The organism is Mordavella massiliensis, from assembly GCF_016902415.1.
Taxonomy (GTDB): Bacteria; Bacillota; Clostridia; order Lachnospirales; family Lachnospiraceae; genus Merdimonas; species Merdimonas faecigallinarum.
In genome coordinates this window covers 53,917-77,149 of the sequence record NZ_JACJLV010000005.1, presented here as the reverse complement: position 1 = coordinate 77,149, position 23,233 = coordinate 53,917, and the positions used below count along the sequence as shown (strand labels likewise).

At 45.7% G+C, this 23,233-nt stretch carries 27 protein-coding genes; 24 read left to right on the top strand and 3 right to left on the bottom strand.

Translation table 11 applies throughout. The features are described 5' to 3' along the window. The first annotated feature begins 3 nt into the window (after positions 1–3). Genes hisG through hisIE form a run of 4 tightly spaced genes read left to right on the top strand, consistent with a single transcriptional unit; the run spans position 4 to position 3,904 of the window. On the top strand, positions 4–645 hold the full coding sequence (hisG, locus tag H6A13_RS02695; RefSeq protein ID WP_204908085.1) for an ATP phosphoribosyltransferase: 642 nt from the start codon (positions 4–6) through the stop codon (positions 643–645). A 34-nt stretch (positions 646–679) separates the two neighbouring features. Then, entirely contained in the window at positions 680–1,972 is a 1,293-nt protein-coding gene (hisD, locus tag H6A13_RS02690) for a histidinol dehydrogenase (protein ID WP_204908084.1), read from the top strand. Positions 1,973–1,987: 15 nt separating this feature from the next. Then, positions 1,988–2,575 carry an imidazoleglycerol-phosphate dehydratase HisB gene (gene hisB / locus H6A13_RS02685; protein ID WP_204908083.1) on the top strand — a complete coding sequence of 196 codons (588 nt, stop codon included), beginning with the start codon at positions 1,988–1,990 and terminating at the stop codon, positions 2,573–2,575. A 39-nt stretch (positions 2,576–2,614) separates the two neighbouring features. Beyond that, positions 2,615–3,904 carry a bifunctional phosphoribosyl-AMP cyclohydrolase/phosphoribosyl-ATP diphosphatase HisIE gene (gene hisIE / locus H6A13_RS02680; protein ID WP_204908082.1) on the top strand — a complete coding sequence of 430 codons (1,290 nt, stop codon included), beginning with the start codon at positions 2,615–2,617 and terminating at the stop codon, positions 3,902–3,904. Between the two features lie 103 nt (positions 3,905–4,007). On the opposite strand, the gene H6A13_RS02675 is transcribed toward hisIE, so the two are convergent. Beyond that, positions 4,008–5,387 (bottom strand): NCS2 family permease, encoded by a 1,380-nt coding sequence (locus tag H6A13_RS02675; protein WP_204908081.1) that lies wholly within the window; start codon positions 5,385–5,387, stop codon positions 4,008–4,010. Between the two features lie 218 nt (positions 5,388–5,605). Here H6A13_RS02675 and H6A13_RS02670 point away from each other — a divergent pair, with 218 nt between their 5' ends. The 17 genes from H6A13_RS02670 (at position 5,606) to H6A13_RS02590 (ending at position 19,030) form a co-directional block, all read left to right on the top strand. After that, the gene (locus H6A13_RS02670) at positions 5,606–7,294 is read left to right on the top strand and encodes an ATP-binding cassette domain-containing protein (protein WP_204908080.1); all 1,689 of its coding nucleotides are present in this window, start codon (positions 5,606–5,608) and stop codon (positions 7,292–7,294) included. Then, a complete protein-coding gene (locus H6A13_RS02665) occupies positions 7,278–8,243 on the top strand; it encodes an ABC transporter transmembrane domain-containing protein (protein ID WP_204908079.1) in 966 nt (321 codons plus the stop codon). Before H6A13_RS02670 ends, H6A13_RS02665 begins: the two co-directional genes overlap by 17 nt. Then, entirely contained in the window at positions 8,209–8,973 is a 765-nt protein-coding gene (locus H6A13_RS02660; protein ID WP_204908078.1) for an ATP-binding cassette domain-containing protein, read from the top strand. Before H6A13_RS02665 ends, H6A13_RS02660 begins: the two co-directional genes overlap by 35 nt. Before the next feature lie 47 nt (positions 8,974–9,020). Further along, complete coding sequence (locus H6A13_RS02655) at positions 9,021–10,886, top strand: TIGR03960 family B12-binding radical SAM protein (RefSeq protein ID WP_204908077.1); 1,866 nt, start codon at positions 9,021–9,023, stop codon at positions 10,884–10,886. Beyond that, positions 10,861–11,592: a TIGR03936 family radical SAM-associated protein gene (locus tag H6A13_RS02650; protein ID WP_338042992.1), complete on the top strand. Its 732-nt coding sequence runs from the start codon at positions 10,861–10,863 to the stop codon at positions 11,590–11,592. Before H6A13_RS02655 ends, H6A13_RS02650 begins: the two co-directional genes overlap by 26 nt. Before the next feature lie 73 nt (positions 11,593–11,665). Continuing rightward, complete coding sequence (locus H6A13_RS02645) at positions 11,666–13,000, top strand: aspartate kinase (RefSeq protein ID WP_204908075.1); 1,335 nt, start codon at positions 11,666–11,668, stop codon at positions 12,998–13,000. Between the two features lie 26 nt (positions 13,001–13,026). Next, positions 13,027–13,452 carry a CBS domain-containing protein gene (locus tag H6A13_RS02640; RefSeq protein ID WP_204908074.1) on the top strand — a complete coding sequence of 142 codons (426 nt, stop codon included), beginning with the start codon at positions 13,027–13,029 and terminating at the stop codon, positions 13,450–13,452. Next, positions 13,442–14,239, top strand: a complete 798-nt coding sequence (locus tag H6A13_RS02635) for an amidohydrolase family protein (RefSeq protein WP_204908073.1) — start codon at positions 13,442–13,444, stop codon at positions 14,237–14,239. The genes H6A13_RS02640 and H6A13_RS02635 overlap by 11 nt, the downstream gene beginning before the upstream one ends. Before the next feature lie 170 nt (positions 14,240–14,409). Then, on the top strand, positions 14,410–14,718 hold the full coding sequence (gene rplU / locus H6A13_RS02630) for a 50S ribosomal protein L21 (RefSeq protein WP_204908072.1): 309 nt from the start codon (positions 14,410–14,412) through the stop codon (positions 14,716–14,718). 16 nt (positions 14,719–14,734) lie between these two features. Then, positions 14,735–15,076 (top strand): ribosomal-processing cysteine protease Prp, encoded by a 342-nt coding sequence (locus tag H6A13_RS02625; protein ID WP_204908071.1) that lies wholly within the window; start codon positions 14,735–14,737, stop codon positions 15,074–15,076. Next, positions 15,073–15,360 (top strand): 50S ribosomal protein L27, encoded by a 288-nt coding sequence (rpmA, locus tag H6A13_RS02620; RefSeq protein ID WP_204908070.1) that lies wholly within the window; start codon positions 15,073–15,075, stop codon positions 15,358–15,360. Before H6A13_RS02625 ends, rpmA begins: the two co-directional genes overlap by 4 nt. Positions 15,361–15,482: 122 nt before the next feature. Next, the gene (gene obgE, locus H6A13_RS02615; RefSeq protein WP_204908069.1) at positions 15,483–16,766 is read left to right on the top strand and encodes a GTPase ObgE; all 1,284 of its coding nucleotides are present in this window, start codon (positions 15,483–15,485) and stop codon (positions 16,764–16,766) included. 11 nt (positions 16,767–16,777) lie between these two features. Next, the gene (gene yhbY / locus H6A13_RS02610; protein WP_204908068.1) at positions 16,778–17,068 is read left to right on the top strand and encodes a ribosome assembly RNA-binding protein YhbY; all 291 of its coding nucleotides are present in this window, start codon (positions 16,778–16,780) and stop codon (positions 17,066–17,068) included. A 27-nt stretch (positions 17,069–17,095) separates the two neighbouring features. Next, the gene (gene nadD, locus H6A13_RS02605; protein WP_204908067.1) at positions 17,096–17,704 is read left to right on the top strand and encodes a nicotinate-nucleotide adenylyltransferase; all 609 of its coding nucleotides are present in this window, start codon (positions 17,096–17,098) and stop codon (positions 17,702–17,704) included. A 26-nt stretch (positions 17,705–17,730) separates the two neighbouring features. Then, entirely contained in the window at positions 17,731–18,312 is a 582-nt protein-coding gene (gene yqeK / locus H6A13_RS02600; RefSeq protein WP_204908066.1) for a bis(5'-nucleosyl)-tetraphosphatase (symmetrical) YqeK, read from the top strand. 23 nt (positions 18,313–18,335) lie between these two features. Then, positions 18,336–18,689, top strand: a complete 354-nt coding sequence (gene rsfS, locus H6A13_RS02595; RefSeq protein WP_204908065.1) for a ribosome silencing factor — start codon at positions 18,336–18,338, stop codon at positions 18,687–18,689. A 143-nt stretch (positions 18,690–18,832) separates the two neighbouring features. Then, on the top strand, positions 18,833–19,030 hold the full coding sequence (locus H6A13_RS02590; RefSeq protein WP_204908064.1) for a hypothetical protein: 198 nt from the start codon (positions 18,833–18,835) through the stop codon (positions 19,028–19,030). Between the two features lie 65 nt (positions 19,031–19,095). Here H6A13_RS02590 and lexA read toward each other — a convergent pair whose 3' ends face one another. Beyond that, positions 19,096–19,710 (bottom strand): transcriptional repressor LexA, encoded by a 615-nt coding sequence (gene lexA / locus H6A13_RS02585; protein ID WP_204908063.1) that lies wholly within the window; start codon positions 19,708–19,710, stop codon positions 19,096–19,098. 240 nt (positions 19,711–19,950) lie between these two features. Between lexA and H6A13_RS02580 the strand changes: the two genes are divergently transcribed. From H6A13_RS02580 to H6A13_RS02570, 3 genes are all read left to right on the top strand, one after another. Then, the gene (locus H6A13_RS02580) at positions 19,951–20,298 is read left to right on the top strand and encodes a LysM peptidoglycan-binding domain-containing protein (RefSeq protein WP_204908062.1); all 348 of its coding nucleotides are present in this window, start codon (positions 19,951–19,953) and stop codon (positions 20,296–20,298) included. Between the two features lie 390 nt (positions 20,299–20,688). Further along, positions 20,689–21,753: a tyrosine-type recombinase/integrase gene (locus tag H6A13_RS02575; RefSeq protein ID WP_204908061.1), complete on the top strand. Its 1,065-nt coding sequence runs from the start codon at positions 20,689–20,691 to the stop codon at positions 21,751–21,753. 28 nt (positions 21,754–21,781) lie between these two features. Next, positions 21,782–22,516, top strand: coding sequence for a tRNA lysidine(34) synthetase (locus tag H6A13_RS02570; RefSeq protein ID WP_204908060.1), 735 nt, complete (start codon positions 21,782–21,784; stop codon positions 22,514–22,516). 67 nt (positions 22,517–22,583) lie between these two features. Here H6A13_RS02570 and H6A13_RS02565 read toward each other — a convergent pair whose 3' ends face one another. Continuing rightward, entirely contained in the window at positions 22,584–23,228 is a 645-nt protein-coding gene (locus H6A13_RS02565) for a cytidylate kinase-like family protein (RefSeq protein ID WP_204908059.1), read from the bottom strand. Between the last annotated feature and the right edge of the window lie 5 nt (positions 23,229–23,233).

Sequence of the window (23,233 nt, the reverse complement as noted above, 5' to 3'; positions counted from 1 at the left end):
AACATGAGATACCTGACATTTGCCCTGACAAAAGGACGCCTTGCAAAGCAGACCATGGAACTGCTGGAAAAGATCGGGATCAGCTGTGAAGAAATGCAGGACAAAGATTCCCGGAGGCTAATCTTTACCAACGAAGAACTGAAACTGCGTTTTTTCCTGGCCAAGGGGCCGGATGTCCCGACGTATGTGGAGTACGGGGCGGCGGATATCGGCGTGAGCGGAAAAGACATTATCCTGGAGGAAGGCCGTAAAGTCCATGAAGTCCTGGATCTTGGATTTGGGAAATGCAGAATGTGCGTCTGCGGGAGATCGGAGGCTGCGCCCCTTCTTTCCCACCACGAATTGATCCGTGTGGCAACCAAATATCCGAACATTGCGAAAGATTATTTCTATAATACCAAGCATCAGACCGTGGAGATCATCAAACTGAACGGTTCGATCGAACTTGCACCGATCGTCGGACTTTCAGAGGTTATCGTAGATATTGTGGAGACCGGCTCCACATTGAAGGAAAACGGGCTTGAGGTGTTAGAGGATGTTTGCCCGCTGTCGGCAAGGATGATCGTCAATCCGGTGAGTCTTCGGATGGAAAATGACAGGATCCGGGAGATCCTGACCAGGCTTCGTGCCCATGTAATAGTTTAGTCCCCAAAAGGATAAGAAAGCGAGCGTGAGATTTATGAGAATCAGAAAACTGGACGCAGATACCAGAAAGAATATCCTGGAGGATCTTCTGAAGAGAAGTCCGAATCAGTACCGTGAATATGAAGAACGGGTTCAGGCCATCCTTGCCCGTGTCAGAGAGGAAAAGGACCAGGCGTTGTTTGACTATACCTTCCAGTTTGATCATGCAAAGGTGGATGCTTCTTCGATCCGCGTGACAGAAGAAGAGATTGAGGAAGCGTACCGGGCGGCTGATCCGGAACTGATCCGGGTGATCAAAAAAGCGTTGGAAAACATCCGGTCCTACCACGAAAAGCAGCTTCAGAGAAGCTGGTTTGACAGTCAGCCGGACGGCACCATTCTGGGACAGAAAGTAACTTCCCTCCAGAGAGTAGGCGTCTATGTACCGGGCGGCAAGGCGGTATATCCTTCCTCCGTGCTGATGAACATCGTGCCTGCGAAAGTGGCCGGTGTGGACGAGATCGTGATGGTCACTCCGCCGGGAAAAGATGGAAAAATCACGCCAAATACACTGGTGGCTGCAAAGGAAGCCGGCGCCGATGTGATCTATAAAGTGGGAGGAGCACAGGCGATCGGCGCGCTGGCTTATGGAACAGAAAGTATTCCCAAAGTGGATAAGATCGTCGGACCGGGCAATATCTATGTGGCCCTTGCAAAAAAAGCGGTATATGGCCATGTAAGTATTGATGCGATCGCAGGACCAAGCGAGATCCTGGTGATCGCCGATGAGACTGCCAATCCGCGGTATGTGGCTGCGGATCTTTTGTCTCAGGCAGAGCATGACGAGCTGGCAAGCGCGATCCTGGTGACAACCAGCATGGAACTGGCAGAAAAAGTTTCTGAAGAGATTGACGGATTTTTAAAAGAATTATCAAGGGCGGAGATCATAAAGAAGTCCCTGGATCATTACGGATATATCCTGGTGGCAGAAACCATGGAAGAGGCTATAGAGACGGCAAATGAGATCGCGTCCGAGCATCTGGAGATCCAGACAAAAGATCCCTATGATGTGATGACAAGGATCCGCAACGCAGGCGCTATTTTCATCGGGGAATATTCCAGCGAACCGCTGGGAGATTACTTTGCAGGCCCCAATCATGTACTGCCTACCAATGGCACCGCAAAATTCTTCTCGCCCCTGTCTGTGGATGATTTCATTAAGAAATCCAGTATTATCGCATATTCCAGGGAAGCGCTGGAAGCAATCCATACAGATATCGAAGCCTTTGCAAAGGCAGAACAGCTGACCGCACATGCCAATTCCATCCACGTGCGGTTTGAGGAATAACGGAGGTGAAAACACATGGAAAGAACAGCGGTTTGTAAAAGGAAAACGAAAGAAACCGAGATTGCCATGAGCCTGAATCTGGACGGATCCGGAAAAACCAGTATCCATACAGGGATAGGATTTTTGGATCACATGCTGGATGGTTTTGCAAGACACGGGCTTTTTGATCTGGAGATAAGTGTAAAAGGAGACCTGGAGGTAGACTGCCACCACACCGTAGAAGATGTGGGGATTGTTCTGGGGGATGCACTTTGCCAGGCACTGGGAGATAAAGCCGGGATCAAGAGATATGGCCACAGTATCCTGCCTATGGACGAGACGCTGGCTCTGTGTGCGGTAGATCTGTCGGGCAGGGCTTACCTTAATTATGACGCGGCATTTACAGTACCCCGTCTGGGAGAACTGGACACGGAAATGATCCGGGAATTTTTCTATGCTGTGTCCAGTCATGCCATGATGAACCTTCATGTGAAGATCCTGGACGGCGGCAACAACCATCACATGGCGGAAGCGCTGTTTAAAAGCTTTGGAAAAGCGCTTGACATGGCGGTACAGGAGGAACCCAGGATCCAGGGCGCCTGGACCACAAAAGGAAGCTTATAAGAGTTTCTCAGACAGAGATAAAGGAGAGATAGATCAAATATGACTGCTAGCTATAAAAGACTGATTCCCTGTATCCTGATCGCAGGAGGGAAGGCGGTAACCTGGTTCGATGACAAAACGCTCATAGCAGAGGATGTGATCGGGCTTGCAAAATATTACAGTGATCACGGCGCGGATGAGCTGATTGTTTTTGACCTTTCAGATTCCGATGAAGAACATGAAGAAGCCATTGATCTGATGAAACGGATTAACCGGATCATCCGGATCCCCATGATTGCGGGAGGCAATGTGAAAAGGCAGGAGGATGTGAAAAAAATCCTGTACGCAGGGGCAAAACGGGCGATCATTAATTTTTCCAGGCAGGACAGCCCCAAACTGATGGAGGATGCGGCGAAACGGTTTGGAAAGGAAAAAATCGCCGTTTCTCTGCAGGACTTTGACGCGTTGTTTAAGCATCAGCATCTGATTGAAGAGTGCTGTGGAGAAATCGTATTCATGCACAGACTGGATCTGGATTCTGTCATGAATGTTACGGATATTCCCTGTGTGATCGTCACGGATACACAGGAGGAAAAAGAGCTGTTTAAGATTCTTAAGTCCCCCGGGGTCAAGGGATTATCCGGCAGATATATCAGCCGCCCGGATATGGATTTTCATGCGTTTAAAGAGAAATGTTCCGAACAGAATATTAAAATGACCTCTTTTGAAAGTATTATGGAGTTTTCCCAGTTTAAGACCAATGAACAGGAGCTGATCCCTGTAATCGTCCAGCATTATAAAACCCAGGAGGTACTGATGCTGGCTTATATGAACGAGGAAGCATTTAATCAGACCATCAAGACCGGCAGGATGACATATTACAGCAGAAGCCGCCAGAGCCTTTGGGTCAAAGGAGAGACCAGCGGACATTTTCAGTATGTCAAGTCCCTGACCATTGACTGTGATCTGGATACATTGCTGGCAAAGGTGGACCAGGTGGGGGCAGCGTGTCACACCGGCAATCCGACCTGCTTTTTCCAGCCGCTGGCTGGTACCGACTATGATGAAAATAATCCGTTAAAGATTTTTGAATCCGTGTACAATACGATCCTTGACCGGAAAGAAAATCCCAAAGAAGGGTCCTATACCAATTATCTGTTTGACAAAGGGATTGATAAAATCTTAAAGAAAGTCGGCGAGGAAGCGACAGAAGTCGTGATCGCAGCAAAGAACCCCAATCCGGAAGAAGTAAAATATGAACTTTCAGACTTCCTTTATCACGCCATGGTGCTAATGGTGGAAAAAGGGATCAGCTGGGAGGATATTATCCGGGAACTGGCAGACAGATAAAATACCAAAACAGGCAAAATGACAGAAAAGAAGCCTTCTGTGAGGGTTGGACAGAAATGACATCCAACCATCATGGAAGGCTTTTGATCTGAAATAGATTCTTTTACAGGAACAGGTATTTCAGCACGAACAGTATCGCCAGTACATACATCAGGATACTGATCCGGCCTTTTGCCTTTCCGGTGAGAAGATTCAGCACGACATAGGAGATCACGCCCATGGAGATTCCTTCAGAGATACTGTAGAAGAACGGCATGGCAATGATGCAGATGTAGCAGGGAAGCGCCTCTGCAATATCACTGAAGTCGATATCTGTTACATTTGTCAGCATATAGAAACCAACCACTACCAGGGCCGGAGCCGTGGCAAAGGAAGGAATCGCCAGAAAGATCGGTGAGAAGAGGAGCGCGATACCGAACAAGATAGCTGTCGTAAAAGAGGTAAGACCGGTCCGTCCGCCTTCGGTCACACCGGATGCGCTCTCTACGAAAGTAGTGACTGTAGAAGTTCCCAGTACTGCACCGGCGGTGGTTGCAACTGCGTCCGCCATGAGAGCCCCTTTGATCCGCGGGAGCTTTCCGTTCTCATCCAGCATTTTGGCTTTGGTGGATACGCCGATCAGTGTCCCCAGAGTATCAAAGATATCTACAAATAAAAAGGCAAAAATAACAACCAGGAATTCCAGAGAAAAGATTCCGGAAAATTCCAGCTTTCCAAAGATCGGGGAAAGGCTTGGGATAGCAAGTCCGTTGCTGAAATCCGGAAGCAGGCTGTAGAACCCGAGTTCTGCGTTTGGCTGATACAGCCCCGTCAGCTGGCAGAGGATTCCAAGCAGCCAGGTGATCAGGATTCCCCAGAGGATATTTCCCTTTATATTTTTGATCACAAGAAATCCAGTGATCAGAATACCGATGACCGCGAGAAGTACGGTAATCCCCACATCACTGAAACTTGCTTCGACTCCGTTCAGAGCGTTGTATTCGTCTATGGAGAAGAGCTGAAGCAGAGAAGAACCGCCGATGACGATCTTCGCATTCTGGAGACCGATAAATGCAATAAACAGACCGATCCCGACACTGACCGCTGATTTCAGATTCTTGGGGATCGCATTAAAGATGGCTTCCCGCACATTGGTTAAGGACAGGACAATGAAGATAATACCTTCGCAGAATACGGCTGTCAGAGCTGTCTGCCAGCTATAGCCCATACCGAGTACTACCGTGTAGGCAAAGTAGGCGTTGAGACCCATGCCGGGCGCCAGTGCAAAAGGATAATTGGCAAAAAAGGCCATAAAGAGAGTGCCAAGGAATGAGGCAACCGCAGTGGCGGTAAATACAGCCCCCTGGTCCATACCGGCCTCACTTAAAATGCTGGGGTTTACGGCAAGGATATAGGCCATGGTCATAAACGTAGTGACTCCGGCAAGGATTTCTGTTTTCACATCTGTGCCGTTTTCTTTCAGCTTGAATATTTTTTCTAACATGTTTTCCTCCTTTTGAAAGCTCATTCGTAAAGATAACGAATTTATCTTAACAGACAAAAAGCGGAAAGTAAATGGATTATTTCGGAAAACTATGGTAAGATATAGGCAAAATTATGACAGACGCTGGAGAGGGTCTTTAAATATAACTACAATATTATGAAATGGAGGAATGAATATGAAAACATTAATATTCAAAGAAAGGAAAATTGGAAGAAAGTATGAGGTTTATCGAAAACATTGAAAAAGAAGGATCATTAGTTTCTTATTTTTTGAAGGAGACATTTATTTGGAAGTATTATGGCGTCATGATGCTTCTGGTTGTATTGTCTGTTATTGCGAATCTGAGTTTTTCTTATGGATTTTCAGAAATCCTATCCGGGAACCGGCAGGCTGCAGAGAGTATTTCTCTGATTTTTCTGGTCTTTGCGGGCGGAAAACTGTCCTATACTGTGTGCCGGTTTGCTTATTCACAAATTACTTTACAATTGAAAATGGAACTGAAAAAAAGATATTCGGAAAAGATCACAGGAAATCTTTTGGTGGCAGATTATGCCTGGACAGTAGAGCAGCGCGGCGGAGATCTGATTGGAAAAAGCTGTGAGGATGTAGACTGCACTGCAGAAGCGATGGCCGTTTATCTGCCGAAATTGTTTAAAAGTGCGGGTTTACTGGCTTTTAACGCAATATACCTGTCTGGTTATCACCTGATCCTGGGAGCAGCCTTTGTGCTTCCGCTTCCGTTTCTGTTCTTTTCTGAATGGAAAGGCCGTGAAATAACCCGGCAGTACCTGCATAATTCAACAGCGGTTTTAAGTGAAAGAAATGCCGTGTTCCAGGATCTGGTTTCCCATCATGACCTGATTACACATACTTCAGCACAAGAAAAGATGTTGTCCCGTATGGAAGAAGTAAACGAGCGTTATGCAAAAATATTCGGAAGAACGATGGGCGCGCTTGTGGGATGGATGAGTCCGGCAATTTTGCTGAACAAAGTTCCGCTTTTGCTGATCGGCATATGGGGGAGCGTTCTTGCCGGTCAGGACAGGATATCTGCCGCGGCTTTTCTAAGTGCATTTCTGTTTACCTATGCTTTTAATGAAGAATTGGCGGATCTGGATGATTTTATGGCGAATTTTCCAACACTGGAAGTGTTTATGGAGCGGGTAAAAGAACTGATAGATTGTCCGAAACAAAAATCCGGCCGGCTTGAGACATTTTATGAATACCATCCAGTGATCTGTTTTGAAAAGGTTTTCTTTTGTTATCACGATTCTACTGTCTTTGAACAGCTTTCCTTTCAAGTAAAGGCTGGAGAGAAGGTTCTTTTGCTTGGAAAAAATGGAAGTGGAAAAACAACGGTTTTAAAACTGATATGTGGGATATACCAGCCTTCTGCGGGAAGGGTACGTGTTTGTGGAGAGGCTCCGGAGACCTATTCTCTTACCGGTATGCGTCAGATCCTTTCCTATGTTTCCGCAGAACCTGTTTTGTGGGAGGGGACGCTTAGAGACAATCTGACCTGCGGGAAAGTGATAGAAGAAGAAAAAATCATCAAAGCCCTCTGTGCATTTGATTTTTATTCCGCGTTCCCGGACCGGGGAGCGCAGGATATTCTGGAATACCTTGTTAAAGATAACGGGGAAAATCTGTCTGGAGGCCAACGGGAACGTATCGGCCTGGCACGTGCGTGGCTGTCGGGAACGCCGGTAATCCTGCTGGATGAAGCAACGAATTCTCTGGATCAATCCGGGGAGAAAAAGATTATTCAGTTTCTGTGCGATTCCGGACGGACCGTGTGTATGACCACGCATCATACAGAACTGCTCCCATATTTTGACAGGGGAATCCAGTTAGGGGATCAAAGGGAAGTCGCATGGAAGGAGGAGAACTATGAGAAAAATTCATAAAGCAAAGGAAATCTGGAAGGACTTTTGGATTATTATGGCAATCCGTCCCGCGGATACTTTGAAAGCTCTTGCCGGTTCCGCTCTGGTTGCAGGGGCATGGTTCCTGATACAATTTACGAATTCCTGTTTGTTAAGAACTGTGGCCGGTTATGGACAGGAAAGTAGAAATATCGTTGTAATTCTTCTGTTCCTTTTTGGACTCTATTGTGTTTCCAGGATACCGACCATATCCGGATACTGGCTCTCGGGTTTAAGCGCCGAACGGATTGTGGGAAGCATGAATAAAAGACAGTTAAGATCATGGCTCTTTTGTTCGCGGGAAAAACGTCTGCAAATGTCAGAAGGAAAGGTTTTGTCCCTTTTATTAAATGACAGCGGAAATGTTATGAGCGATTTTTTATTTATGGGTTTTACGATTCACTTTGTGGAGCCTTTTTTACTCGGAATATTATCGATCCTGGTCTTTGCTCTCTGGAAACCGGTGATTCTGCTGCCGTTTCTGATATTAGGGATGCCGTCTGCGATCCTGAACCGCTTTTTTCAAAAGAAGGTAAAGGAATATTCCGCCCTGCAGCGGGAAACTTTCGATGGACATACGTCTTTTTTTCAGTATTTGAGTGAACAGCTTACCACGATCCGGGAAAGCGGGATCCAAAATGTTCTGCTTGAAAAAGGAGAAAGAACCATCCGTCGTGCGGTGTCCGCAGAACAGAAAAAAGAAAATACGCTGCGATACGCTCAGTTTGTATCGAATCTCCTGGAAGACACCGGCCTTATCAGCAGCGTGGCCGTCTGCATCCTTCTTATGTCCCGTCAGAAGATCCAGATGGCAGACCTGGCATTTATCTTTGCGCTGGCACCTTTCATTTTTCGCTTTTTTAACTGTTTTACCAACACATGGAACTATCTGACAGATGTATATACCTCTGTCAGGAGTAAGCGCGGATAAGGAAAACGAGGGAAAGAAAGAGGAAAGCCGGCATGTGCAAAACGGGGCGCTTCAGATCACGCATCTTACCTTCGCTTATCCGGGGCAGGCTCCCGTATTAAGAGATATTTCCTTTGCTGTACCGTTTCAGGAACATTGCGTACTGACCGGAGTGAACGGAGCCGGAAAATCTACACTGATGAAACTGCTCCTTGGGGATCTGACGCCGCAAACAGGCGAGATCACAATTGTATCCGATAAGCAGACATTTCCGTGCACACAAAGATTCTTCGCTTATGTTCCACAGGAGCCGGAACTTTTAAATATCAGTTTTTATGAAAATATGACGCTGGACTGCTGCCGGTTTGGCAAAGTACCGGACAGGAATGAAGTGGAAGAATATGCGGAAATGCTTGGCATCCATGACAGGATTCTGTGTTTTCCGGATGGATATGACACCATTGTAACAGAAAACGGAAAAGACCTGTCGCTTGGAGAAAAGCAAAAAATCTGCCTGATAAGAGCGCTTCTTTCCCCGGCACCCTGTGTTCTGATGGATGAACCGGAACATGGGCTTGATACAAAGACAAGAGAGGCTTTTTTTGAGTGTTTGCGTCAGAATCAAAGAATGGTGATCATGATTTCGCATACAAAGGATAGTCTGAAGTTTTTTAACAAAGAAGTCAATTTGCAAAATGGTATTCTGAAACGCATTGACAGTGTATCTAAAATTCAATACAATATTTTGTAGCGATTCTTGAAAATCATGAATTTTAAAGGAGTAATCAATACAATCAAATGCGTAAATTAGCCTTAAATGATGAGATTTTAATGAAGATTGAAAAGCCTGCCCGTTATATCGGCGGAGAGGTCAATTCTGTGTACAAAGACAAGGAGAGCGTGGATATCCGCTTTGCCATGTGCTTCCCCGACGTTTATGAGATCGGCATGTCCCATTTAGGCATGAAGATCCTCTATGATATGTTCAACCGCAGGGATGACGTGTGGTGTGAGCGGGTGTTTTCCCCCTGGATCGATCTGGACAAGATGATGAAAGAGGAGAAGATCCCGCTGTTTGCTCTGGAATCCCAGGAGCCGGTAAGGGATTTTGATTTTCTGGGCATTACGATCCAGTATGAGATGTGTTATACCAACATCCTGCAGATCCTGGAACTGTCCGGGATCCCCTTTGACGCAACGGACCGTACCTGGGAGGATCCGATCGTGATCGGCGGAGGACCCTGTGTGTATAATCCGGAACCGCTGGCAGACTTTTTTGATCTGTTTTATATCGGAGAAGGCGAGACGGTTTATGACCGTCTGTTTGACGTGTACAAAGAGATCCGGAGGAGGGGAGGCTCCAGAAAGGAGTTTTTGGAAGCTGCCGCAGAGATTGAAGGGATCTATGTTCCGGCCTTTTATGAAGTGACATATCAGGAAGACGGAACCATTCAGGATTTTTATCCGGTAAATGTACACGCAAAGCCTGTGATCACCAAGCAGGTGGTGATGAACATGGACGAGATCACATATCCGGAAAAACCGGTTGTGCCTTTTATTAAAGTAACCCAGGACCGGGTGGTGCTGGAGATCATGCGGGGATGTATCCGGGGATGCCGGTTCTGCCAGGCGGGAATGATCTACCGGCCGACCAGGGAGCGAAGTGTGGAACAGTTGAAAAAATATGCTTACTCCATGTTGAAAAGTACCGGTCATGAGGAGATTTCCTTAAGTTCCTTAAGTTCCAGTGATTACAGCCAGCTAAAGGAACTGGTGGAATTTCTGATTGAGGAATTTCAGGGCAAAGGGATCAATATTTCTCTGCCTTCCCTGAGGATCGATGCGTTCTCTCTGGATGTCATGGAAAAAGTCCAGGATATCCGCAAGAGCAGCCTGACCTTCGCACCGGAGGCCGGCTCCCAGAGAATGCGCAACGTCATTAATAAAGGACTGACAGAAGAGATGATCCTGGAAGGCGCAGGGGAGGCTTTTGAGGGCGGCTGGAACAAGGTGAAGCTTTATTTTATGCTGGGTCTGCCGTCAGAGACGGAAGAAGATATGAAGGCAATACCGGAACTGGCGGATAAAATCGCCAGACGGTATTATGAGATTCCCAAAGATCAGAGAAACGGCAAGTGCCAGATCACTACCAGTACCTCTTTCTTTATTCCCAAGCCCTTCACGCCATTTCAGTGGGCAAAGATGTATACCAATGAAGAATATATTGCAAAGGCCGCTGTTGTGAAGCATGCATTTCAGGAGCAGCTCAACAGGAAAAGCCTGAAATATCACTGGCACGATGCAGAGGTGACCGTGCTGGAGGGCGTACTGGCGAGAGGGGATCGCAGAGTGGGCCGTGTGATCCGGGAAGCTTACCGGCTTGGATGTCTTTATGATTCCTGGGGAGACCTTTTTGACAATGATAAGTGGATGCAGGCGTTTGAAGACACCGGTGTGGATATCGGATTCTACAATCTGCGGGAGCGTTCACTGGATGAGACATTCCCCTGGGATTTTATTGATATCGGCGTGACGAAACAGTTCCTGAAAAAAGAGTGGGAACGGGCCGTGAATGCGCAAGTAACGCCAAACTGCCGGATGCAGTGTTCCGGATGCGGTGTGGCGAAGTGGAAAGGAGGTGTCTGCATTGAAGGCAAGAATTAAATTTCGCAAATACGGGATTATGCGGTTCATCGGACATCTGGACGTTATGCGCTATTTTCAGAAGGCCATGCGGCGGGCAGACATTCCTATTGCTTTTACAGGGGGATACAGTCCTCACATGATCATGTCCTTTGCGCAGCCGCTTGGGATCGGTGTTACCAGCGACGGAGAATATCTGGATATCGAACTGAAAGAGCCGGTTGCTTCCGATGAAGCGGTAAAAAGGCTGAACCAGGTTATGGTGGAAGGCATGGATGTGGTGAGTTTCACAGAGATCCCGGAGGATAAAAAATCTAGCGGTATGACGATCGTGGCGGCAGCTGCCTATGAGATTACGATGCTGGTTTCCGGAAAGTCTATGTATGAGACGGTTCCTGTTCCAGGAGAATGGGATCGCGCTCTTGAAGCGTTCCTGAAAGAAACCACTCTTAATGTAATGAAGAAAACCAAGCGGAGTGAAAAAGAAGTGAACATCCGTCCGATGATTTACCGGATGGAAGCCTCCGGAGAGGGACTTTCCATGTTTCTGGCTGCAGGCAGTGAGGAAAACTTAAAGCCGGATCTTGTGATGGAGACATTTCTTAAATATATGGGGCTTGCCTCGGAAGAACACCCCTTTCATATACACAGAAAAGATCTGTATGCGAAAACTGCAGATGGGTCATATCTTCCGCTTGAAGATCTGGGTCACAGGATCCAGATGTGAAAGGATTGCAGGATTTTTGGAAATGATGTAAAATAAATCTGGTTGAAGAGTAAGTTGGAGGATGACAGGACAGATGATAAAAGTTGTAAAGTTTGGCGGAAGTTCCCTGGCGGATGCGGCCCAGTTTCAAAAAGCGGGGCAGATCATCCGGAAGGAGGAAGAAAGAAGATATGTAGTCCCTTCCGCACCGGGGAAGCGTTCACCGGATGATACAAAAGTAACGGATATGCTTTACGGATGTTACGGAGCTGCGCTCACAGACGAGGAAGATTTTTCAGAGGAATTTGAAGACCGTCTTTCCCAGATCCGTAAGCGATATGAGGAGATCATAGAGGGACTGGGAATCTCACTGGATCTGGAAGAGGAGTTCCTTGAGATCCGGGAAAAATTCCTGAAAAAGACGGGAAGAGACTATGCGGCGTCCAGAGGAGAGTATCTCAATGGCCGGATCATGGCGGAATATCTGGGGTATACTTTTGTTGACGCTGCGGATGTGATCTTTTTTGATGCATCCGGCAATTTTGACGCGGAGAAGACAGACCGGATCCTGTCAGAAGTGCTGTCACAGACAGAGCGGGCAGTGATCCCCGGTTTTTACGGATCTATGCCCGACGGGTCTGTGAAGACGTTTTCCAGAGGCGGATCTGATATTACCGGCTCGATCGTAGCAAAAGCGGTCCATGCGGATATGTATGAAAACTGGACGGATGTATCCGGATTTCTGATCGCAGATCCAAGAGTTGTTGACAATCCCAAAGCGATTGATGTGATTACATACCGGGAACTTCGTGAATTATCTTATATGGGCGCAACGGTCCTTCATGAGGATGCGATCTTCCCTGTCCGTCAGGAAGGAATTCCCATTAATATCCGCAACACCAATATTCCGGCGGATCCAGGAACACTGATTGTGGAAAACACCTGTCGGAAGCCGCGTTTTGTGATCACGGGGATTGCGGGAAAGAAAGATTTTGCTTCCGTTACGGTAGAAAAAGCTATGATGAACGCAGAGGTGGGGTTCTGTGTGAAGGTTCTGCAGGTTTTTGCCGATAACGGGATCGCGATCGAACATATGCCGTCGGGAATTGATACGCTTACTGTCTTTGTTCATCAGGATGAGTTTGCGGATAAAGAACAGAAAGTGATCGCAGGGATCCACCGGGCGGTTCATCCGGATTTTCTGGAACTGGAATCAGACCTTGCGCTGATCGCTGTAGTCGGCAGAGGCATGCAGACTGCCAGAGGTGTGTCCGGAAGAATTTTTTCCGCCCTTGCCCATGCAAATGTAAAGGTAAAAATGATCGATCAGGGTTCCAGCGGTCTGAATGTGATCATCGGAGTCCGCAATCATGATTTTGAGGATGCCATCCGGGCCATTTACGACATTTTTGTAACTACAATGATTTAAGAAAATGATACTTAGGGGAGAGGTTTATGAACATTTTATTTTTCCTGCGGCCAAAAAGCGAGGTTGCTTATATTTATGACTATCATACGTTACGCCAGGCGCTGGAGATCATGGAGTACCACAAGTATTCTTCTGTGCCTATCTTAAATAAAGAGGGGAAATATGTAGGCACCATTACAGAAGGTGATCTTTTGTGGTCGCTGAAAAAACGGGATCTTTTGAATCTGAAGGATGCGGAGGACATCAGTATCCTGAAGGTGCAAAGACGTATGGATTATTTGAGTGTGTCGGCGGAATCTAATATGGAGGATCTGATCGAAAGGGCAATGGAGCAGAACTTTGTTCCTGTGGTAGATGATCAGTCTCATTTTATCGGGATCATTACCCGAAGGGATATCATCAGTTTCTGCTATGACAAGATAAAGGAGTGCGAAAAAAAGCATGATCATTGATTTTCATACGCATATTTTTCCGGAAAAGATTGCGGCGCGGACATTGGATTTCTTAAAAGATATCTGTCAGACTGAGCCGGATACCGATGGCACTGCAAAAGATCTGATCCGATCCGCGAAAGAAGCGGGAGTGGATCTGTCCGTATCGCTTCCGGCAGTGACAAAACCTTCGCAGGTGGACTCAATCAACCGGTTTGCCTGTGAATTTCAGGAGGGCCCGATCCTTTCTTTTGGCGGGATCCATCCGGAATGCGAGAATTACAAAGAAATCCTGAAAGGGATCCGGGATGCCGGTCTGAAAGGGATTAAGCTGCATCCGGACTACCAGGATACATATTTTAATGACATCCGGTATAAAAGGATTGTGTCCTGTGCATCGGAACTTGGCCTGATCGTCAGTGTCCATGCAGGCCTGGACCCCAAGTGCCCGGAAGATATCCACTGTACGCCAAAGATGGCACTAGAGGTGATCCGGGAAGTGCAGCCGGAAAAACTGGTTCTTGCCCATCTGGGCGGCAATCAGTGCTGTGATGAAGTAGAAGATCTCCTGGCAGGTGAAAATGTTTACCTGGATACAGCGGTGGTGCTTGGCGTGGTTCCGGAAGAACAGCTGGTCCGGATCGTAAGAAAGCACGGCGCGGATAAGATCTTATTCGGAACGGATTCTCCGTGGGCAGGACAGAAAGAATTTGTCCGATATCTGTCTGCATGCAGTTTATCTAAACAGGAAAAGAAGATGATCTTCGCAGAAAATGCCTGCCGGCTGCTGGATATACCCGTCGAGTAGACGATTATTTTTCGGGAATGTTTTTATAAAAAGTTTCATAAAAAAGTTGGCGAAACATCTTGCAATAGGGATGATCCTGTGCTACTATATTACAGTATGCCGCACAATGAGGTTTCAAAGTCCGTGAAAGGACACCGTAGTTGGCGAGTAATGATAATAGGAGGTGCCATATGTACGCGATTATAGCAACAGGTGGTAAACAGTACAAAGTAGCCGAAGGCGATATCATTAAAGTAGAAAAGCTTGGTGTAGAAGCCGGAGAGACTTATACATTTGACCAGGTGCTTGCAGTAAGCGATAACGGCCTTAAGATCGGTAATCCGACTGTTGAGGGCGCAACCGTTGAAGCTTCTGTTGTAGAAAACGGAAAAGCAAAAAAAGTCGTTGTTTACAAGTTTAAGAGAAAAACTGGATACCATAAGAAAAATGGTCACAGACAGCAGTACACTGCTGTAAAGATCGACAAGATCAACGCTTAATTCTGGAGAGTATCCAATGATTCATGTAACCATCTGTCAGAATAAAAAGGGTGAATATCTCGGATTTGACGCAAAAGGACATGCCGGGTATGCCGAAGCCGGAGACGATATCGTCTGTGCGGCCGCATCGATACTGATGATCAATACGGCAAACGCCCTGGAGCTTTACGCAGACGCCGGGCTTGTCGTATCCGGGAATGAGGATGAAGGACAGCTCCGGGTTATACTGGAAAGCGAGCCCACAAAGGAGACAGAACTCCTTTTTAAGACCATGGTCTTAGGTCTGACACAGATGGAAGACGATGAGAACTATGCAGGATATATTGATTTAACATTCGAGGAGGTGCAGCAACCATGATGAAATTAAACCTTCAGTATTTCGCTCATAAAAAGGGTGTTGGTTCTACAAAGAACGGCAGAGATTCTGAGTCCAAGAGACTTGGAGCAAAGAGAGCGGACGGTCAGTTCGTAAAAGCAGGCAACATCCTCTACAGACAGCGCGGAACAAAGATCCATCCGGGCATCAATGTAGGCCGCGGCGGTGATGATACTTTATTCGCACTGGTGGACGGCGTTGTCAGATTTGAGAGAAAAGGAAGAGATAAGAAACAGGTTTCTATCTATCCGGTGGCAGCTGAGTAATCAAAGCGATATGAAGAGTGTTGCATGGACTGGTAACAGTTGAAGGCAGCACTCTTTTTTGTTATAATGAATGCACTTATATCAGATGTGAGATGGATTAGTTTTAGAGAAAGGAATTATCTATGTTTGCAGATAGAGCAAAGATTTTGATCAGATCAGGAAAAGGCGGGGACGGCCATGTCAGTTTCCGGCGGGAACTTTATGTTCCAAACGGAGGTCCGGACGGCGGCGATGGAGGCCGCGGCGGTGATGTGATCTTTGAAGTGGATGAAGGATTGAATACACTTCAGGATTTCCGCCACCGCAGGAAGTTTGCCGCGAAAGACGGAGAGCCGGGAGGGAAACGCCGCTGCCACGGGGCCGATGCGGACGATATTGTGTTAAAGGTGCCGGAAGGAACCGTGATCAAAGAAGCGGAAACCGGCAAGGTGATCGCTGATATGTCCGGAGATAACCGCAGACAGGTGGTATTAAAAGGCGGAAAAGGCGGTCTTGGCAATCAGCATTACGCAACTGCCACCATGCAGATCCCCAAGTACGCACAGCCCGGACAGCCATCCAGAGAACTCTGGGTACAGCTGGAACTGAAAGTGATCGCAGATGTCGGACTGATCGGATTTCCCAATGTTGGAAAATCCACCCTGCTTTCCAGAGTTACCAATGCGAAGCCCAAGATCGCGAATTATCATTTTACGACCTTAAATCCTAATCTTGGTGTGGTTGATCTCCCAAACGGGAAGGGATTTGTGATCGCGGATATTCCCGGCCTTATCGAAGGCGCATCGGAAGGGCTTGGCCTTGGACATGAATTTCTCCGCCATATTGAACGTACCCGCATGATGATCCATGTGGTGGACGCTGCCGGAACAGAAGGCAGAGATCCGGTAGAAGATATCTATAAGATCAATGAAGAACTGAAGGCCTATAACCCGGAAATTGCGGCGCGCCCGCAGGTGATCGCGGCAAACAAGACAGACGTGATCTATCCGGAAGGAGAAGATCCGGTGGAACGTCTGAAAAAGGAGTTTGAGCCAAAGGGATATCCCGTATTTCCAATTTCCGGAGTAACCGGAGAAGGTATCCAGGAGCTTTTATATTATGTATCTGAGCAGCTGGATCAGCTGGAGAAAGAACCGATCACCTTCCAGCAGGAATATTTCCCTGAAGAAGAACTTCTTTACGAAAATCTTCCATATACTGTGACAAAAGAGGAAGATGTCTATGTCGTGGAGGGCCCGAAGATCGAAAAGATGCTGGGGTATACAAATCTGGATTCCGAAAAAGGATTTATGTTTTTCCAGAAGTTCCTGAAAGATACGGGTATTCTGGATGAACTGGAGGCAGCCGGCATTCAGGAAGGCGACACGGTCCGTATGTACGGGTTGCAGTTTGATTATTATAAATAAGGAGTTTGACGATGACAACAAAGCAGAGAGCATATTTAAAGAGTCTGGCCATGACAATGGATCCGATCTTTCAGATCGGGAAGAACAGTATGTCGCCGGAACTTACACAGGCAGTAAAAGAGGCGCTGGACGCAAGAGAACTTATTAAGATCAGCGTACTGAAAAACTGTGCAGATGATCCTAAAGAACTGGCCGCGATGATGGCTGAGAGAACACATGCCCAGGTGGTCCAGGTGATTGGCAAGAAAATCGTTCTTTATAAAGAAGGCAAAGATAAAAATAAAAAGATCCAGCTTCCATAAGTAAAAAGAAACCAAAGGTGACAGGATATGAAAATCGGGATAATGGGCGGAACCTTTGATCCGATCCATAATGGACATTTGATGTTGGGGGAGGCGGCTTATGAAGCATTTGAACTGGATCAGATCTGGTTTCTGCCAAATGGTAACCCTCCCCATAAAAAGAACAGCAGGATAGAAGCGGATGCGTCGGACAGAGTGACCATGACAAGGCTTGCGGTTTCAGGGGTTCCCTACTTCCGGGTAGAGACATATGAGGCCAGGCGTAAGGAGGTTTCCTGCACGTACCGCACCCTGGAATATTTCCATGAAAAATATCCGAATGATCAGATGTATTTTATTATCGGCGCGGATTCGCTTTTTTCCATTGAAAGCTGGGTTCACCCGGAACGGATTTTTCCCCGGTGTACCATTCTGGCGGCTTACCGGGATGAAGTAAACTCCAGAAAAATGATGGAGGAAAAGATCTGGGATCTGCAGGAAAAATATCATGCAGACATAAGACTTTTGGTGACGCCGCTGATGCACGTTGCGTCCCATGAACTTCGGCAGCTTATAAAAGAGGGGCAGGATATCTCCCCATATGTGCCGAAGCCGGTGGTTCAATATATAAAGGAGAACGGTCTATATCGTTCTTGAAATCAGAAAAGAGAGAATGAGTGTCTATGAATCAGCAGATTACGAAAATACGCCGTAAATTAATAGCAGAACTGGATAAAGAACGGTATGAACATACTCTTGGCGTGATGTACACCGCTGCTTCCATGGCGATGTGTCACGGCGCAGATGTGGAGCAGGCGCTGTTAGCAGGTCTTCTTCATGATTGTGCAAAGTGTATTCCGGGAGAGAATAAGGTTAAAATGTGTGAGAAGTATCATCTGAATGTGTCGGAAGTAGAACGGGAGAATCCCAGTCTTCTCCACGCTAAGCTGGGGGCGTTTCTGGCTGCGAAAAAATATCATATTGAAGATAAGGAAATTATCAATGCGATCGCCAGTCATACAACCGGGCACCCGCATATGACACTCCTGGAAAAAATCATTTACATTGCCGACTATATTGAACCGGGCAGGCCGGAACTTGCAAACATGGAAGAAGTAAGGCATCTTGCTTTCCAGAATATTGATGAGTGCCTGTATCGGATCCTGGAAGATTCGCTGGAGTATCTGAACCGGTTGTCAAAGCCTATCGATCCGATGACAGAAAAGACTTATAATTATTATAAAACAGTATTAATGAAAGAATAGATGGAGATAAAGGAGGAGAATCTATGGAGCAGTCAAAACACATGTTGCAGCTGGTGTATCAGGCATTAGAAGATAAAAAAGGGGAAGATATCGTGATGATCGATATCTCACAGATCTCTGTTCTGGCAGATTATTTCGTAATCTGCAGCGCGGGAAGCGACAGTCAGATCCAGGCGCTGGTAGACAGTGTGGAAGAGATCATGCACAAAAACGGTTATTCTATCCGTCAGCAGGAAGGACGTAATTCCGGGACCTGGGTACTGATGGATTACGGTGATGTGATCGTACACATCTTTGACAGGGAAAACCGGAGTTTCTATAATCTGGAACGGATCTGGAATGACGGCAGAAGAGTAGAAAAAGAGGAACTTTCATAATCCTTTCTCAAGAAATTCGCATTAGAAGATACTGTTGAATATCAATATGTGCATCAAACATATTCCGAAGGAGCCTTAAACCTGGAAGCGTACACGGTAAACCATATGGGTGATGACGGTAAGATAGAGAGGAGTTGAATCAGATGTGCAATCTAAGTGATTATGTAGAAGAATTAGGAATCCAAAAAGGCCTTGAGCAGGGGAAGGAGCGGCTTTTACGGTTACAGATTGAAAAGAAGCTGGCGAAAGGCTTGTCACTTCCAGAGATTGCGGATGCTTTAGAGGAAAAAGAAAAAACGATCCGTAAGATAATTGGAGCGATAAAGCATACAACAGAATAGTAGAATGAAAAAAACAAGCTTGTTTCCGAAGTCCTGGAAAACAAGCTTGTTCTATAATCTGAAGCTTAAAAGAAACGGAATACACCAATGACTTTTCCCATGATCTGTACATCTCGAACAATAATCGGATCCATATAATCATTTTCCGGCTGCAGACGGATGATCCCTTCTTCTTTATAAAATGTTTTTACTGTTGCGCCGTCTTCAATCAGAGCAACAACCATATCTCCGTTTCTGGCTGTCTGTGCCTGCTCGACAAGTACATAATCCCCATCAAGAATGCCGGCATTGATCATACTTTCACCACGGACCTTCAACATAAATGTCTGCTGATTTGGCATGTATTCCATAGGAATAGGGAAGTAGTTCTCAATATTCTGTTCTGCGAGGAGAGGTTCTCCGGCAGCAACACGACCGACGATCGGAACATTGACCATTTCCCGGCGTGTAAAGTTAAATGATTCATCCAGGATCTCAATGGCTCTTGGCTTCGTAGGATCTCTGCGGATATATCCGTTCTTTTCCAAGGTTTCGAGATGAGAGTGAACAGAAGAAGTGGATTTTAAATGAACTGCTTCACAGATATCACGTACTGAGGGAGGAAAACCACGCTCCAAAATCTGTGATTTAATGTATTCTAATATTTCTAATTGTTTTGCACTGATTTTTCCCTGTGCCATGATATACCTCCCGAATTGCAAGATCATACAAATGACTACTTTAAATTTCTTATAAAATATTTTAACACAGCAAAGATTAAAAAGCAAACAAATGTTTCGGAAAATATGTTCGATTTTTTGCGTAAAAACAGTTGACAAACATCTGTTCGGGACATATAATAAGAACATAAGTTTTGAACACTTGTTCGAATTAATAAGGGAGATATTAATATTACAAATTATTTGGGGAGGAAAGAGAATATGAATACCAGAAGACTTCATCATCAGAGAAAAAGAATGAGACAGGTTTATTTAAAGAAAATGGCTTTCTGTTTTGCAACACTTGTATTTGTTTTGTGCTTCAGCATTCTGGCGGGAAGTCGTATGGCAGACGCACACGATGATTCTCAGAATACCTTAAATAAATACTATAAGAGCATTGAGGTGGAGTCTGGCGATACCTTATGGGACATTGCCTCTGAATATGCAGAAACAGATAACCAGGAGACTATCCGTAGTTATGTTGGAGAGATCATGAAAATCAATGGCATGGCTGCAGATTCCATACAGGCAGGAGAATACCTGACAGTTGTCTATTATGCAGATTAATGAAAGCAGATAGCATATCAATGTGGATGACATTTGATTTGATATTGGCTTGCTATTTGTTGCCGCCTGCATCAGTATTTTGAAAAACAGATGTTTATTCCGCATTTGATATATATATTATACTCACCCACGTAAGATCCGGAGCGAAGAGCTTCGGATCTTATATTATGAACGGTGAAAGATACAAGATACACTTGCTTTCCAGAATTTCATCCTGCCTCATGTATGCAAGCATACAGATGCTGTATGAAATTCTAAGCAGTGCGAACTGTATCAATCTATACGTCAAATCTCGATTTTTCCAAAAGATATGGACAGTTTTTCCTGCATGTGATATAATATACCAGATTTCAGGGGATTTTTCTATTTTTGTACAGGGGGTTTTATGTTATGGCTGAGACCAGAACTTATCATGAACAGGCCCGGATTGACCAGACGCTTCGGCTCAGGGAGGTTTTGAAGACGCTTCCGGACTTTGCTAAGGATTTTTTCCGTGCCATTGAACCGCGTTCTTCTGCCAAGACGCGCATGAATTATGCCTATGATATCCGTGTGTTTTTTCATTTTTTAATGGAAAATAATCCGGTTTATAAGAATTATACGATTGATCAGTTTACGGCGCAGGATCTGGAACGTCTGGAGCCTGTGGATATTGAGGAATATATGGAATATCTGAAGGTTTACAAACGTGATTCGGATCAGGAGCTGATGACGAACGGTGAAAAGGGTCTGGCGCGTAAAATGTCTGCCTTGAGAAGTTTTTACAACTATTACTATAAACATCAGATTATTACAAAGAATCCGGTGTTATTGGTGGATATGCCAAAACTTCACGAAAAGGCGATTATCAGACTGGATGCCGATGAAGTGGCTCTTTTGCTTGATTTTGTGGAATCTGCAGGATCTAAATTGACCGGTCAGGCGCTTGCTTATTATAAGAAAACCAGGGACCGGGACCTTGCAATCCTGACGCTTCTTCTGGGGACCGGGATCCGTGTTTCGGAATGTGTGGGCCTGGATCTTAGAGATGTGGATTTTAAGAATAACGGGATTACAGTTACACGGAAAGGCGGCAATCAGATGGTTGTATATTTTGGAGAGGAGGTCGCTTCAGCTCTGCAGAATTATATTAATGGAGACCGAAAAATGATCACTCCCCTCTCCGGCCATGAAAATGCGCTGTTTCTTTCTACACAGAAAAAGCGCATGGGCGTACAGGCAGTGGAGAATATGGTAAAAAAATACGCAAAACAGGTGACGCCATATAAAAAAATCACTCCGCACAAACTTCGTAGCACCTATGGAACTTCTTTATACAAGGAAACAGGTGATATATATCTGGTTGCTGATGTTCTCGGACACAAAGATGTAAATACCACCAAGAAACATTACGCTGCGATTGACGAAGACCGGAGGCGTCAGGCCGCATCAGCGGTTAAACTCCGGGAAAGCTAAAGAGGTGACAGGAAAGGATTCGCATATCATGAAATTACAACAATTATTAAGTTATACGAGAAAAGCTGTGGATGAATACCAGATGATTGAGGAAGGCGATCATATTGCTGTCGGGATATCCGGAGGAAAGGACAGTCTGACACTTCTGTATGCCCTGCACGGGTTGAAGCGTTTTTATCCCAATCATTTTGAACTGAGCGCTGTGACAGTTGATCTTGGCTATGAAGCCTGTGATTTTTCTCCGGTCGTTGAACTTTGTAAAGAACTGAACGTGCCTTATCATATTGTAAAAACAGACATTGCACATATTTTATTTGAAGACCGGAAGGAACCCAATCCCTGTTCTTTATGTGCGAAAATGCGAAAAGGCGCGCTGAATCAGGAAGTGAAAAAGATGGGGTGTAATAAGGTGGCGTATGCGCATCACAAGGATGATATTGTAGAAACCATGCTGCTCTCCCTCTTCTTCGAGGGACGCTTCTATTCTTTTTCGCCCCGTACTTATCTGGATCGTATGGATCTGACGGTCATTCGTCCCATCATGTTTGTAGATGAGGCGGATGTGATTGGATTTCAGCATAAATATGATCTTCCGGTTGTGAAAAGCCGCTGTCCGATTGACGGTCTGACGAAACGTCAGTATGCGAAGGATCTGATCCGTATGCTGAATCAGGAAAATCCGGGAGTGAAGCAACGAATGTTTACCGCTATCTTAAATGGAAATATTCAGGGATGGCCGGAACGTATCCCGCATACCAGGTAAATATAAAAAACTGTCTGGCTTAGTCTGACCAGACAGTTTTTTATTCATCAAATAGCTATATTGTTGTTTACAAGCGTTTAGGCTCATCTTTTTCTTTAATTTCTACAAGTTTAAGAATGGCTTCTGCCGTTCCGTCGATTCCGAGAACAGAGCTGTCAAGGCAGACATCGTAACTGTCGGCTGCGGACCATTTCTTATTGCTGTAATAATTGTAATAACTGGAACGCTGCTTATCGATCTTCTGGATCTTCTCCTTTGCCTTTGCATCCGTCAGGTCGTAGAGACGGGCAATCCGGCGGATTCTCGCATCCAGATTGGCATGAACAAAGATACTCAGCACGTTATCATAATTTTCCAGCGCATAATCTGCACACCGGCCTACAAGAATACAAGGTCCCTCTTCCGCAATTTTCTTGATCGCATCAAACTGCGCCAGGAACACCTTATGATTGATCGGCATATCGGTGTAGCTTCCGGAAGAATACCCGAAAGAATAGGTATCCATCACCAGAGAATAAAGGAAGCTGTTTGTGGGCTTTTCGTCATGAGTCTCAAACAATTCCTGGCAGATACCGCTTTCTTTTGCTGCGCGGTTGAGCATTTCTTTATCATATAATTTAATCCCCAGCTCATCTGCTACTTTGTAACCGATTTCACGTCCGGCACTGCCGTATTCTCTTCCAATTGTAATGATTGTAGATGTTTTTGCCATACTAT